General features: G+C 41.4%; 15 protein-coding genes and 1 other annotated feature. Of the genes, 8 read left to right on the top strand and 7 right to left on the bottom strand.

Annotation, left to right across the window (positions count from 1 at the left end; genetic code table 11):
- Nucleotides 1-32: 32 nt before the first annotated feature.
- Nucleotides 33-1736 carry a septation ring formation regulator EzrA gene (gene ezrA / locus C5695_RS14625; RefSeq protein WP_117731346.1) on the bottom strand — a complete coding sequence of 568 codons (1704 nt, stop codon included), beginning with the start codon at nt 1734-1736 and terminating at the stop codon, nt 33-35.
- Nucleotides 1737-2077: 341 nt separating this feature from the next.
- On the opposite strand from ezrA, the gene hisJ reads away from it, so the two are divergent.
- Nucleotides 2078-2893, top strand: coding sequence for a histidinol-phosphatase HisJ (gene hisJ, locus C5695_RS14630; protein ID WP_117731347.1), 816 nt, complete (start codon nt 2078-2080; stop codon nt 2891-2893).
- Here the strand turns inward: hisJ and refZ are convergent.
- Nucleotides 2863-3528 carry a forespore capture DNA-binding protein RefZ gene (refZ, locus tag C5695_RS14635; RefSeq protein WP_117731348.1) on the bottom strand — a complete coding sequence of 222 codons (666 nt, stop codon included), beginning with the start codon at nt 3526-3528 and terminating at the stop codon, nt 2863-2865. The two genes, hisJ and refZ, sit on opposite strands and share 31 nt — an antisense overlap.
- Before the next feature lie 126 nt (nt 3529-3654).
- On the opposite strand from refZ, the gene C5695_RS14640 reads away from it, so the two are divergent.
- From C5695_RS14640 to C5695_RS14650, 3 genes are all read left to right on the top strand, one after another.
- The gene (locus C5695_RS14640) at nt 3655-4152 is read left to right on the top strand and encodes a GAF domain-containing protein (protein WP_117731349.1); all 498 of its coding nucleotides are present in this window, start codon (nt 3655-3657) and stop codon (nt 4150-4152) included.
- Nucleotides 4153-4452: 300 nt separating this feature from the next.
- Nucleotides 4453-5055 (top strand): 30S ribosomal protein S4, encoded by a 603-nt coding sequence (gene rpsD, locus C5695_RS14645; RefSeq protein WP_034661940.1) that lies wholly within the window; start codon nt 4453-4455, stop codon nt 5053-5055.
- Between the two features lie 225 nt (nt 5056-5280).
- Complete coding sequence (locus C5695_RS14650; RefSeq protein WP_117731350.1) at nt 5281-5841, top strand: hypothetical protein; 561 nt, start codon at nt 5281-5283, stop codon at nt 5839-5841.
- 44 nt (nt 5842-5885) lie between these two features.
- On the opposite strand, the gene C5695_RS14655 is transcribed toward C5695_RS14650, so the two are convergent.
- The 3 genes from C5695_RS14655 to C5695_RS14665 all read right to left on the bottom strand — a co-directional run bounded on the left by C5695_RS14655 (nt 5886) and on the right by C5695_RS14665 (nt 7395).
- Complete coding sequence (locus C5695_RS14655) at nt 5886-6422, bottom strand: cysteine hydrolase family protein (RefSeq protein ID WP_410369216.1); 537 nt, start codon at nt 6420-6422, stop codon at nt 5886-5888.
- A 98-nt stretch (nt 6423-6520) separates the two neighbouring features.
- The gene (locus C5695_RS14660; RefSeq protein WP_077068007.1) at nt 6521-6730 is read right to left on the bottom strand and encodes a hypothetical protein; all 210 of its coding nucleotides are present in this window, start codon (nt 6728-6730) and stop codon (nt 6521-6523) included.
- Between the two features lie 86 nt (nt 6731-6816).
- Nucleotides 6817-7395 (bottom strand): esterase/lipase family protein, encoded by a 579-nt coding sequence (locus C5695_RS14665; protein ID WP_395940482.1) that lies wholly within the window; start codon nt 7393-7395, stop codon nt 6817-6819.
- Between the two features lie 272 nt (nt 7396-7667).
- Here C5695_RS14665 and C5695_RS14670 point away from each other — a divergent pair, with 272 nt between their 5' ends.
- Nucleotides 7668-8024, top strand: a complete 357-nt coding sequence (locus tag C5695_RS14670; protein WP_117731353.1) for an antibiotic biosynthesis monooxygenase family protein — start codon at nt 7668-7670, stop codon at nt 8022-8024.
- An 86-nt stretch (nt 8025-8110) separates the two neighbouring features.
- Here the strand turns inward: C5695_RS14670 and tyrS are convergent, their stop codons facing one another.
- Both tyrS and acsA read right to left on the bottom strand, forming a co-directional pair.
- Nucleotides 8111-9379, bottom strand: a complete 1269-nt coding sequence (gene tyrS, locus C5695_RS14675) for a tyrosine--tRNA ligase (protein ID WP_117731354.1) — start codon at nt 9377-9379, stop codon at nt 8111-8113.
- Between the two features lie 53 nt (nt 9380-9432).
- Nucleotides 9433-9672 (bottom strand) — a binding site (T-box leader).
- A 58-nt stretch (nt 9673-9730) separates the two neighbouring features.
- Nucleotides 9731-11455: an acetate--CoA ligase gene (gene acsA / locus C5695_RS14680; protein WP_117731355.1), complete on the bottom strand. Its 1725-nt coding sequence runs from the start codon at nt 11453-11455 to the stop codon at nt 9731-9733.
- Between the two features lie 155 nt (nt 11456-11610).
- Between acsA and C5695_RS14685 the strand changes: the two genes are divergently transcribed.
- From C5695_RS14685 to C5695_RS14695, 3 genes are read left to right on the top strand one after another with little or no spacing between them, the layout of a single operon-like run.
- Entirely contained in the window at nt 11611-12243 is a 633-nt protein-coding gene (locus tag C5695_RS14685) for a GNAT family N-acetyltransferase (protein WP_117731356.1), read from the top strand.
- 39 nt (nt 12244-12282) lie between these two features.
- On the top strand, nt 12283-12924 hold the full coding sequence (locus C5695_RS14690; RefSeq protein WP_117731357.1) for a CBS and ACT domain-containing protein: 642 nt from the start codon (nt 12283-12285) through the stop codon (nt 12922-12924).
- On the top strand, nt 12921-14081 hold the full coding sequence (locus tag C5695_RS14695) for an acetoin utilization protein AcuC (RefSeq protein ID WP_117731358.1): 1161 nt from the start codon (nt 12921-12923) through the stop codon (nt 14079-14081). Before C5695_RS14690 ends, C5695_RS14695 begins: the two co-directional genes overlap by 4 nt.
- Nucleotides 14082-14115: the final 34 nt, after the last annotated feature.

Consider the following 14115-nt stretch of genomic DNA (forward strand, 5'->3'; position numbering starts at 1 on the left):
AGCTGAAGTCCTGTAAATGGACTTCAGCTTTTTTATTGATGCTGATACTCTTTTTCTTGCTGAGCTAATAGCTTTTGTACAGCGCCTGGTGATGCTTTTTCAACAGCCGCTGCTGCTATATCAAATGATCCGTTGTAATCATAGGCGTAAAATCTTCGTTCTGCCTCTTTTAATTGCTCTGAAAGAATATGATTTTGGCTTCTAAAACGATTGCCATATTGAATGATTCGTTCAATTTGCTCCACTTTGCTAAGCATTTCTTCTGTCTCATCCACAACGTTTCTCACTGTGTCTGAAGCTTCTTTTAAGTGTTGATTCACAGCTGACATATTGAGCGGCAGGTTTTCCAGCTGCTCGTGCACTTGCTGGATCATCTCCTGCGCCTTTTCAGCACGCTCTTTCATTTCTACAGGTACCCCTGGAATATTGCTTTTATGCAGGTGACGCACTGTATCTGTCAGCATCGTTTTGAATTCAGCCAATGTTTCTCTCGCTTGTAATTCTTCTTTTCTTAATGATTGAAGGTGATCTTTAAAGGTGTCGTGCAATGCTTTTGCATCTTCGATAAAGGTTTCCAGCTGATTGATCTCATCCATTAATAATGAATAAGCCACATGGTCACGATCAAGCTTCTCGCGAATTTGTTTCATCAGCTTTTCAATTTCTTCTAAACGTTTTTCGAATGCCTTCTGTTGATCAAGTTCCCCTGCTGACAACTTGTAGCTCTCTTTCACAAGAGCTGTTTCTGCCTTTGTTTGTGTGTGATCTTGTTCAAGCTTCTCGAAGGCTTCTGTTAGTTCCGGCATTTTGCTTTTGATTTCTTGACCTGCTTCTACTTCTGCCTCCAGCTGATCATATAGCGTCTGAATCGCATCATCAATCATTTGCAGAATACTTGACGCCTCTTCTAAATGAAGTTCATCAATGAGTAGTTTTTCGGCTCGCGTCAGCTGTTTATTTAAGTTCTCCAGCTCTTTTGTGATTTGGATATGCTCCAGCTTGTAGCCTTTATCTATCATTTCTTTATATCCGTCTTCCAGCTTCGTCAGCTGTCCTGGTACGGTTTGTTTGCAGTCTGCAATGAGCTTTGGTACATCATTGATATACAGTTGCAGCTGATCGAGTCTACGGTCTTGTTCAAGCAAAATCTTTCTTGCTTGCATATAGTTCCCGTTTTCTGTTTCTTCCTCGTACTGCTTGATCCCTTCCCAGGCCTCATCTAAGTCCTGCTCCATTTTGTCATAAAGGGTGCCGTACAAATGGCTGTATGCAAGCAGATTTTTGCGAACCGTTTGATATTGCTCCTTGACCTTTTCAATGTCCTTGCGATTTTGCTCCTCGCTTGTGACAAGGTCTGCAATTTCTTTTAAAATGTCTTCAATGTTCGAATCAGCAGCACTCAGCAAATCCTCAATATGCGTTAGAACCTGCTTGGCTTTGGAGAATCGATATTTATCAGAATACTCTTCTGCATCATATAGTAACTCCTCTACCTTTGGAAGATGGGCTGTGACGATATCGTCCCACTCTGCACGCCATCTTTCAAAAAACTGCTCTGTTTCTCCGGTCATTTTTAAATGTTTGATTTTTGAAATTTCTTCTACAATTGATCTGTTTAAAATTTCAATTTTCCATGCTTCCAATCGGTCAATCTCTTTATATATATTTTTTCGAAGGAAATAACCGACTGAAAACAAAGCAAGCAAAATGACAATTAAACCGATGATAAACTCCATAATGAGCCCCCTTGTTGTGATCTAAGTGATGTCAGGGTAAAAGTGTCCCGAGTAGACCTGAGAACCCTTTCGTGTCCGCTTTGCATTTGTTTTTTTATAAACAGGATCGTATGTTTCCCAATACCATCCATTCACGGTTTTATGTATGTTTTTTCAAGAAAGTATTTGAGTGCTTTCTATCATTTGATCACACGTATTCATGTGACATGCTTTTATGTATGCAGAAGCTGTCGTTTTCATTGTTATTATGATACCATGTAACCAGCATTTTTGGTCATGATTTTTCATTATTTTCGCTGATAAACATCACGTTTTTCAAAATATCGACAAGAGGTGACGACATGCTGAAACAAGATGCACATCTACATACACCGTTTTGCCCGCACGGCTCGCTTGATCCTTTTCATTCTTATATTGAAAAAGCCATCAAAAAGGGATTTGATTCCATAACCTTTACCGAGCATGCCCCTCTGCCTCCATCGTTTCGAGATCCAACACCTGAGCAGGATAGTGCCATGAAGCTCCAAGACCTTGAATCGTACTTAATGAAACTGAATCAACTAAAACAGGAATACGAAGGACAATTAATAGTAAAAACTGGGCTTGAGGTTGACTATATCAAAGAGTATGAAGAGGAAACAAGTGCCTTTTTAGACTGCTACGGTCCAGAACTAGACGACAGCATTTTATCTGTTCACTTTCTTCCTGCTGACGATGATTATATTTGCCTTGATTTTGACGAGCATGCCTTTCAGCAACTAATAAGCATCCATGGCAGCATCGAACAGGTCTATCAAAGCTACTATGACCAAATTCATTCTTCTATTCTATCATCTTTAGGGCACTATAAGCCAAAAAGAATCGGTCATATCACCCTTGTGCAGAAATTCAAACAGCTTTTCCCATATGAAATGTCAACTGAACTTTGTGAAAAGGTCGCCCTTTGTCTTGAAGAAACGGCAAAAAAAGGGATGTCCTTAGACTTTAATACATCAGGTCTTCGTAAAACATATGCCAGAAGTATCTATTTGGCCCCATGGATGATTGACTTTGCAAAACAGAAAAAAATTCCGCTCATATTCGGGTCTGATGCCCATCAAGCGGAAGATCTCGGATATGCTTATGATCAATTCGAAGACATCATGAGTTTTAAATGAGAATCTGATGCCGGCTTTTTTGGTTCTAGTAAATGATGAAGCGATCGGCTTAGCTCTTTAAAATACATCTGATAGAAATAAGGCTCACTTGGATTCAAATAAAGCACTTCAGTTAAATATTGCGGCTGTAAATAGGGCATCATCAGAAGTGATTTTAGCTGAATCATAAACGTTGAAAGTGAAAGCTGATCACAAATCACTTGGGTTCTTTTTCCTTTTTCAATGATGAGCTGAAATAAATACTTTTCTTTTGTTAAATAGGTCGACATTATTTCTCTAATCAGCGTCGAATCAATTGTCACCTCTCGATAAACGAAACGGGTTAATTGACGGTGTTCGTGCTGATAAGATAAAATATCAAAAACCACATGTAGTAAACATTCTTTTGCGTGACGGGTTTCCATGTGATGGATATGTGATTCAATCATGTGAATGTAGCCTTCATAAAAATCGGATACGAGCTGCTCAAGCAGCCCCCCTTTTCCTTGAAAGTAATAGGATATGTGGGCAACGTTGACGTTTGCTTCCTTCGCAATCTCACGGACAGAGGTTCCAGAAAATCCTTTTTGGTTAAAAAGTCTGATGGCAGCTTCAATGATACGGTCTTTTGTTTGCACGGTTGTTGATGCTTTCATCCGCTCACCCCTCTTCATGTGTACATACTTCAAGATGAAGGCGGAAGTTCCTTTTATTATTGCTCGACAAATCTCACATGTGAGACGCAAGGGATGTATTTTTGAGATAGAAAGTAGGAGATTTTCATGTTTCATGTCGAAAAACAGTCTGGCGATCCATCAAAAGACTATCAATTGCTCGTTAAACAGGTTGAAGCCATTACAGATGGTGAGCCTGATCTGATTGCCAATCTGGCAAATGCTGCAGCGCTATTGTATCATTCACTCCCAGAAGTCAATTGGGCAGGATTTTATTTAGAAAAGGGCGGCGAGCTTGTTCTCGGACCGTTTAACGGACTGCCTGCATGTGTGCGTATCCCATCTGGAAAAGGCGTTTGCGGTACTGCGTTTGCAACAGGTGAAGTGCAGCGTATCGCTGATGTGCATGCATTCCCCGGGCATATCGCATGTGATGCAGCATCTCAATCTGAAATTGTCGTTCCGCTCAAGGTAAATGGACAGATCATCGGGGTACTCGACATTGACAGCCCCGTGAAAGACCGTTTCAGCGAAGTAGATGAAACCTACTTAATTCAATTTACCGAGGTGCTCCAAAAGGCGTTATCCGCCTCTACAGATGCGTAATCTTACAAAAAAGCAGGCACATTGTCTGCTTTTTTATTTTTCTTCGCATGACGTGCAACATCATCTCTATCTCTAAATAGGTTGACTTCTCCAATCCAGCGTCATATAATAGATTTTGTGTGAAATATGGCAGCCTTTTTGTTCGGCTTTTTTGTATCATTTTGTTCCTTCTATATGAAGGTGCATCTTGTAACTCCCTGCTGCTGGAGCGAGGATGCATGAAAACATAATGACGGAAAAGACAAAGAACAGACGGTTTTTATTTTTCACAAATAAAAACAAATAAGGAGGAGTCACATTATGGCTCGCTATACAGGTCCAAGTTGGAAGATTTCCCGCCGTTTAGGCATTTCATTAAGCGGAACAGGTAAGGAACTTGAAAAACGCCCTTACGCTCCAGGCCCACATGGTCCAGGACAACGCAAAAAACTATCTGAATACGGTTTACAATTACAAGAGAAGCAAAAGCTTCGTCACATGTACGGTGTCAACGAACGTCAATTCCGTACACTATTTGACAAAGCGGCTAAACTTCCTGGTAAACAAGGTGAAAACTTCATGATTCTTCTTGAAACTCGCCTTGACAACCTAGTATACCGTCTTGGCCTTGCTCGTACTCGTCGCCAAGCTCGTCAGCTAGTCAACCATGGTCACATCCTTGTTGATGGAAGCCGTGTAGACATCCCATCTTTCTCTGTGAAACCAGGTCAAACGATTGCTCTTCGTGAGAAATCTCAAAACCTTGCAGTAGTGAAAGAATCAGTTGAAGTAAACAACTTCGTTCCTGAATATCTTTCTTTCGATGCTGAAAAGCTTGAAGGAACTTTCACTCGTCTTCCAGAGCGTTCTGAATTAGCGCCTGAAATCAGCGAACAACTAATCGTTGAGTTCTACTCTCGTTAATTTCATGACTCTCCAAAGAGAGAACAAAAAAACCCTAGATCCCTTGATTGTTCAAGGCGGTCTAGGGTTTTTTGTTTGCATTCTTTTTTCAAATACGCCCCTCCAAATCACCGTATACAAATATAGGAAAAATATGTTTGAAGTACATATTGTCTATTGATACAATGGTGGTGGATAACATATCCAATCGGATTGTTTTCTATAGTACTTAAATGGAGGAGTTCCATGTATAGTATCACAATCATTATATTCTTACTCTTAGCCCTAGCTGTTACCGCCTATTCACTTTTAAGAAAAAAACAATTCATCGATGAACCACCAAATAGATTTGCTGCGAGTCTGTTTATCTTCCTGCTCTTTTTTTCTCTCTGCTTTGTGATCGCAATTTCAACTGGTGTGCTATACATCGTCACTTTAGGCGTAAATTTTCTTTTTGGAGAACAAATTACGTATGATTCATTTTATTCTTTGATTTCATTCTCATTATTCGTGAGTGTCATCGTCGTTTTTTGGTCTCCTATTCTTCTATTCGTAGGCAAAGGGCTGGCTTATTTACTTAAGCTCCCTACATGGCTCATTTATGCTTTGGAATGGGTGAGTTCTTGGATTGTTTTACATCTCTCTATCAAGTATGTCCTTCACATCAACCTAGTGAATGTATCGATAGGGGAGTACGGTATATTGATTTTATCTTTCTTTGTCAGCTTTATATTTATTGAGATTGATCTCATTTACTCACGTAAGAAACAACGCAAACAATTACTGGACACATCTGACTTGGCATAAAAAAGCTCCTAAGAATATTTTTCTAGGAGCTTTCTAACATTCAATTATGATTTTGCCCAATTTATGAGGAGTTGCTCTGTTGTCAGCACAGTCGCAAATTCCTCATGGAGTGTGGCAAGCGAGAGCCGATGGATTGTTTCTGGGTCAAAATATGTACCGGTTTGATCTGTGAGTCCAAAGGCTGCTGTTGCATCTGAGATCAGGTACGTATCAAAGCCAAGATTTCCGCTCATTCTTGTGGTCGTTGATACGCAGTGTGGTGTTGTGAGTCCTGCGATCACCACAGTATCAATCTCGTTTGACCTTAATTTTTCCTCTAAATTAGTGCCTATAAAGCTGCTGTTGACTTTCTTTTGTATCACCGTTTCTTCCTTTAGCGGTCTGGCGATCTCTTTGAAAAGATGCCCTTCATTTGCCGGATGAAATAAGGAATCCGGGTTATCAGATGTATGCTGAATATGAATAACAGGCCAGCCGTTTTCTCTCCAAAACGTCAATAAATGACTGATATTCTTCTCTGCCTCTAGGTTATTCCGTTCTCCCCATTTTTCATGCTCGAACGCCTTCTGTACATCTACCATTATCAAAGCCTTTTGATGATTTTGCACAAATACCCACCTCCAAAGATTCTCGTTCACTACATGTAGTGTAAGGAATGGTGACTGATTTGTACATGCTTTTACTGATGTTTTACCTGTTTTTTCATCAAAAAGACAAACCACACACTAGTGATGATGTAATAGATACCGATGATCGATGTACAATTAGACAGCACCTCTCCTATTTGAACTGATTTAACAAACTTCGTCCAGATGAAATAGATAAGGAGAAATGAGCACGGAAAATAGAGAAAGTAGCCGAAGAAATATTGCTTGAGTTTTTGCGTCAACGTTTTTCCTCCTTTAAAATTCTTTTTCATCAACTAGCTGATGACATCAAAAAAGACAGCACATAAATGCTGTCTTTTTTCGTTTTTTAATTCGTATTCTGTCCTCCGCCGTTCAGTCCTTCTTTAATATACCCTTTCACTTGGCTTGAGGTTAATAGACCGATATGGCCAACGCCATGAATCAGGACGTTTTTAGCGCCAATTAAACGAGAAAGACTGTTGATGACGATGAGATCGGCTGAGCTGTAGACGGATGTGTAAAGAATTTTTTGATTTGGATCTGTGCCTGGTAATGCTCTGCTTGAAACAAGTCCGTTTGCTCCACCAATTGTGACGACGTTTTCAATTTTATCACCGCCGTCTAGATTCTTAATATAATATAGCGTGTTCGCTCCGCCCATACTATGAGCCACAATATCTACTTTTTTGGCACCCGTTTTGTCTAGCACATCTTTGACGAATCTAGATAAACGCGGACCATTGTTGCGGTTATTCCCTGTTTTGTCTATGAAATCGATAGCAAATAATTGGTTTCGATCCCAGCCTTGTGTGACCAAATAACTTTTAATCGAAGCAAAGTTATAAGAGGCACCGCCAATGCCATGCACCATCACAACCGGATTATGCTCAGCTGCCTTCACCTCTTTAGGCTGGATAAAAGCCATTGAACCAATCACCAATGCAAGCGCAACGAGAATCTGTAAACTCCTTTTCTTCACAAGAATCACTTTCATTCCCCCTTATTCATTCTATTCGACTCTATTTTATATAAGAAAAATATGTCAGAAAAGTGAACAAGGTAATGTTTATGAGATGATTTTACATAAATATAAATAATCAAAAAGCACCTTGGACTTTTTTAAATTAAAACAAAAAGACTACGAGACCCTCTTTCTTTCATATATAATGTCAATAGACAAAAGGAGGTTCTACTTAGATGCTATTTACTCAAACACCTGCAACACCCTATTATGCCGTGATTTTCACATCAAAACGAACAAATGTCGAACAGAAACAATACGATGCGGCTGCTCAAAAAATGGAAGAATTAGCGAAAGATCTAGATGGGTTTCTTGGAATAGAAAGTGTACGAGATGAACATGGTGTTGGAATCACTGTCTCTTACTGGGATTCATTAGCAGCCATCAAAGAATGGAAAGCACACACAGCACATCAGCGTGTTCAAAAAAAGGGGAAAAAAGATTGGTATGAATCCTATACAACCCGAATTTGTAAGGTAGAACATGCTTATACAAACAAAGATTCACTCCTTGAACAAGAAGCAGGCGAATGAGCTACTTCTACATAAAAAAGAAAAGCACCTCAATGTATACGAACATTTGAGGTGCTTTTCCATGATGTTTACTGTTTCATAAAGATTTATTTATACGTCACGAGGAAGTATTTCTTTTTCCCTCTTCTTAAAACAGTAAATTGGTTTTCAATTCGATCGTCAGCTGAAAGAACATAATCTTTATCTGTTTGTCTCTCTCCGTTGATGGAGACAGCACCATTTGTGATATCTTCACGTGCTTGACGCTTTGATGGAGACAGCTTTGATTCCACAAGGATATCGACAAGTGTTAATTCTTCTGTACTGCTTTTCTCCATTGATGGAACATCTTTAAAGCCTACTTTGACTTCTTCAGCTGAAAGAGATTTGATTTCGCCTTTGAATAACGCATTTGAGATGTTGACAGCCTGTTCTAGTGATTCACGGCCATGTACAAGAGTCGTAACTTCCTCTGCTAGACGGCGCTGCGCTTCACGCTTTTCAGGTGCTGTTTGTACTTTTTCTTCGTACGATGCGATCTCTTCTTTCGATAAGAACGTAAAGTATTTTAAGTATTTCACGACGTCACGGTCATCTGTGTTGATCCAGAATTGGTAGAACTCATAAGGAGACGTTTTTTCTTTATCTAACCAGATGGCGCCGCCTTCTGTTTTACCAAACTTCGTGCCGTCTGCTTTCGTGACAAGCGGCATCGTTAAACCAAATGCTTTTGCTCCTTCTGCTTCAGACTTACGAATCAGCTCAAGTCCAGATGTGATATTTCCCCACTGGTCGCTTCCGCCGATTTGCAGCTTACAGTTCTCATTTCTATAAAGATTTAAGAAGTCTAAAGATTGAAGGATAACGTAGCTGAACTCTGTGTACGAAATCCCTGTCTCAATCCGTGAGCTGACGATATCTTTTGCCAGCATGAAGTTCACACCGAAGTTCTTTCCAATATCACGAAGGAACGTGATGACATTCATTTGGCTGATCCAGTCATAGTTATTCACGATAATCGCTGGGTTTTCGCCTGCATCAAAATCAAGAAATTGAGAGAGCTGCCCTTTGATTTTCTCTGACCACTGTTCGACGATTTCTGCCGGATTTAGTGAACGCTCTGCTTTTTTGAAGCTAGGATCTCCGATCAATCCAGTTGCACCGCCAACAAGGGCAATCGGGTGATGGCCTGCTTCCTGGAATCTGCGTAATGTTAAAATTGGCAATAGGTGGCCAATGTGTAAGCTGTCCGCTGTTGGGTCAAAGCCGGAGTACAGCTTGATTTTTTCTTCTGCTAATAATGTTGTTAAACCTTCTTCATCTGTTTGCTGCTGAATTAATCCTCTGAACGATAACTCTTCCATCAATTGACTCATATCCAATTCTCCTTTTTTTACAATTCAACATAAAAAACGCCCCTTCGAATGAACGAAGGGACGATATATATCGCGGTACCACCCTGCTTAAAAGACAACAAATCACGTCTTTTCACTTACACTGATAACGGACAGATCCGTTCTTTCACTAATCAGGCAGCATGTTCATGCTCCTTTTCGTAAAAGCGGTTCGTGAGGGTAATTCGAATATCTCTTTGTACTGACTCGCACCAGCCGTCAGTTCTCTTGGACAGGGAAAGATGATTCTACTGAATCTCAGTCAAAACCTTTTCATATTCAACTAAAGTCATTTTTAACATACTTTTGATATCAAGTCAACTGACGGAAAAATTAATCTTCCATTGTTGATAGGTCGCCAGCCGGTAAATTCAGCTCCCATGCTTTTAGCACACGTCTCATAATTTTTCCACTTCGCGTTTTTGGCAATTTGTCTTTAAACTCAATTTCTCTCGGTGCTGCGTGTGCAGCGAGTCCTTTTTTCACAAACGTACGAATCTCTTCTTTCAGCTCATCTGTCGGCTCATAACCACTTCTGAGCGCAATGAATGCCTTAATAATTTCACCGCGGACCGGATCTGGTTTTCCAATGACACCAGCCTCTGCAATGGCCGGATGTTCAACCAGTTTGCTTTCTACCTCAAACGGACCGACACGTTCTCCTGACGTCATGATCACATCATCCACACGCCCCTGGAACCAAAAGTATCCGTCTTCGTCCATATAAGCTGAATCTCCTGAAACATACCAATCTCCCGGCATAAAGTAAGATTCATATTTTTCAGGATTGTTCCAGATCGTATGCATCATAGACGGCCAGCCTTTTTTAATGGCAAGGTTGCCCATCCGGTATGGTGGAAGTTCATTTCCGGCATTATCCACAATCGCAGCTTCTACGCCTGGAATCGGTTTCCCCATTGAGCCTGGTTTGATATCCATGCATGGATAATTACAAATCAGCTGAGCACCGGTTTCTGTCATCCACCAAGTGTCGTGAATTCGTTTGCCAAATACAGCATCTCCCCACCTGATGACTTCTGGATTAAGTGGCTCACCTACACTCAACACATGACGGAGTGAGCTGAGATCATATTTTTGAATAAGATCATCTCCTGCTCCCATCAGCATTCTAAAGGCTGTCGGCGCACTGTACCAAACGGTCACACCTAGTGATTCAATCGTTTCATACCACGTATCAGGATTAAATCTGCCGCCTAAAATGACATTTGTCGCCCCATTTAACCACGGTGAAAAGATGCCGTACACGGTACCTGTTACCCAGCCCGGGTCAGCTGTACACCAATAGACATCGTCTTCTTTTAGATCAAGCACCCATTTACCAGTCTGATCTTGCTGCACCATTGCGCCATGAACATGCAGCACACCCTTTGGCGTACCTGTGGACCCTGATGTGTAATGAAGAAGAAAGCCGTCTTTTTCATCCATCCATTCAATCTCCAAATCCCTTGCTACCTGCTCAAATGCCTCTTCGTAATGGATTGTCCGAACACCATTTACGTCTTCTTTTTCACCGCCGACAATAATGACGGATTCTAGCTTCGGAAGCTCTGCAAACGGAATTCGTTCAAGCAGATCCGGCGTTGTCACAATGACCTTCGCCTCGCTATTTTCTAAACGGTCTTTGACCGCACCTTCCATAAATGCCTCAAATAACGGGCCAACGATCGCCCCAATTTTGATTGCGCCAAGCAGAAGAAAATAGAGCTCAGGTGATCTTGGCATAAAGACAAATACACGATCTCCTTTTTGCACATGCGCTCTTTCTCTGAATAGGTTTCCTGCTTTATTCGTGTTGATTTTCATATCCCTGAACGTATATTTTTCATCCCGCTGTGAATCTTTGTAGTGAAGCGCCACCTTGTTCTTACGAAAAGAGTCCGCATGTCTGTCAATCGCTTCATAGGCTGCATTGATGTTTCCAGTTTCATACCATGAGAAGTTTTTTCTTGCTTCCTCCCATGAAAATTCTTTGTATGCCTGCTCATAATCATTTAAATGATAGTTCCCTTTTACTGATGGTAGCGTTTCCACTTTCATCAAACAGTCCCCCTTTGCATACGTTTACAATGACCATTATAGTATAGATGACTTTTTTTCTCAATTTTTAAAAAACTTATAGTGAAACCGTTTTAATTCTTGCAAGTTTTAAGATAAAATAGAGACGACTCACTAGAATTTGAGGCGGTGGATACGTGGAGCATCCTAAAACTTATTATTCAAAAATCATTGAGCGAGAAACAGGTGCCATCCTTATTGAAGGTCCGGTACCTGCATCAGAGCTTGCGAACCATACGTTTCATGAAGGACTAACGGCATTTCGCACGCCTGAGGAACAGAAACAAGCACTTGTTGAAATAGCAGACCTTCCAGAAGGACGTATTATCATTGCACGAGTGGATGAGCTTGTCGTAGGCTATGTCACGTATTTGTATCCTGATCCGCTTGAGCGCTGGTCAGAGGGCAAGATGGACAACTTAATCGAGCTTGGCGCGATTGAGGTCGCTCCTCCATTTAGAGGCTGCTCACTTGGCAAGCACTTACTTGATGTGAGCATGATGGATGAGCAGATGGAGAATTATATCATCATTACAACTGAATATTACTGGCATTGGGATTTAAAGGGGACAAAGAAAAACGTGTGGGAGTACCGCAAAATGATGGAGAAAATGATGAACGCAGGCGGTCTTGTCTGGTTTGCAACAGACGAGCCAGAAATCAGCTCACACCCAGCCAATTGTTTAATGGCGAGAATCGGGAAAAATGTGACTCCTGATTCGATCGAGCGTTTTGATCGCCTCCGCTTCCATCAGCGCTTTATGTATTAACGTTCAATTCGTTTTTTTGGCAAAGGGGATTGGTAAACAATGATGATTGAACAAATTATGGAGCGTGATGTGATCACGCTGCGAAAAACCGATACGATTGAAGAAGCCATTCAAAAAATGAGTGCACATCACATTCGGCATATTCCAATCGTATCTGATCAAGGTTCTGTCATTGGGATGGTGACAGATCGGGATATTAAAAATGCCAGTCCAAGTATTTTCGAAACAGAAAAAAGGCAGCTCTTCATTCAGCGGCCAGTTGAGGAGATCATGGTATTAGAAACGATCACTGCTTATCCGCTTGATTTCGTTGAGGAGATTTCAAGTGTCTTTTTTGAACACGGAATTGGCTGCCTTCCAGTGGTGAGACGCGGCAAGCTTGTAGGCATTATCACAAAAACTGATTTACTGCGTACGTTTGTCAGACTGACAGGTGCAGATCAGCCTGGATCACACTTAGAGGTTGAAGTGGACCAGATGACAGAAGGCCTCGCAGACATTACGGCCATTTTAAAGGAGCAGCATATTCAGATGCTGAGTGTGCTTGTATATCCGCATGCAAATGAATCCTCTAAAGTGCTCGTCTTCCGCCTCCAAACCATGCATGCAGATCATGTGACGAAGCTGATTCGTGCAAAAGGCTATAAGGTGCTGTGGCCTATGGAGCAGACGATCAAATGAAGGAAGCGACCTTTGTTTTTTCACCATCTTTTCAAACGTACCAATTTCACCAAGACCATCCGTTCAATCAGCTTCGTGTCTACTTAACATATGATCTTCTCTTAAAAATGAAGGCGTTAACAGATGATGAGATCGTCGCACCGCGTATGGCGACACTGGAGGAATTAAAGCTCGTTCATACAGCTGATTATATTCAAGCTGTTCAGCGAGCTAGTGAAGGAAAGCTCTCTACAGCAGAGGGTGAACGCTACGGGCTTGGTACAGAGGATACACCAATGTTTGCAGGCATGCATGAGGCAGCTTCTCTCCTTGTTGGCGGGACACTTACAGCCGTTGACCAAGTGATGATGGGACACACGCAGCATGCACTTAATCTTGGTGGAGGACTCCACCACGGGTTTAAAGGGCGTGCATCTGGCTTCTGTATTTATAATGACAGCTCAGTAGCCATTCAATATATTCAAAAGACATATGGCGCAAGAATTTTATATATTGATACGGATGCCCATCACGGCGATGGTGTACAATTCAGCTTCTATGACGACCCTGAGGTCTGTACGGTCTCTCTTCATGAAACAGGGCGCTATTTGTTCCCTGGAACTGGACAAGTACAGGAAAGAGGTCACGATAAAGGCTATGGCTACGCCTACAACATTCCACTTGATGCATTTACAGAAGACGAATCATTTCTCGAAGCATACCGAACAGCAGTGACTGAAATTGCTGCTTTTTTTAAACCAGATGTTATTTTGACACAAAACGGGGCAGATGCACATTACTATGATCCGTTAACCCATTTATCTGCTACCATGAAAATATATGAGGAAATTCCTAGACTTGCCCATGAGCTAGCGCATCAATATTGTGATGGAAAATGGATCGCTGTTGGCGGAGGTGGTTATGATATTTGGCGGGTCGTTCCAAGGGCGTGGAGCCGGATTTGGCTTGAAATGAAAGGCATCACACCACCTGCTGAACTTCCTCAGGATTGGGTTCAGGCTTGGCACAAACAATCGCCTGTCACCCTCCCACCTACGTGGGGAGACCCAGATGATTTATATCCACCGATCCCAAGAAAAGCTGAAATCACAGAAAAGAATGCCCAAACTGTAGAAAAAGCACTCATGCCTGTCAGAAGGGAAAACAAAAATGCATAAGAAAAGCAGGCATTCACTCACGTGTAAGCCTGCT

Origin of the sequence: Bacillus pumilus (assembly GCF_003431975.1) — a bacterium.
Taxonomy (GTDB): Bacteria; Bacillota; Bacilli; order Bacillales; family Bacillaceae; genus Bacillus; species Bacillus pumilus_N.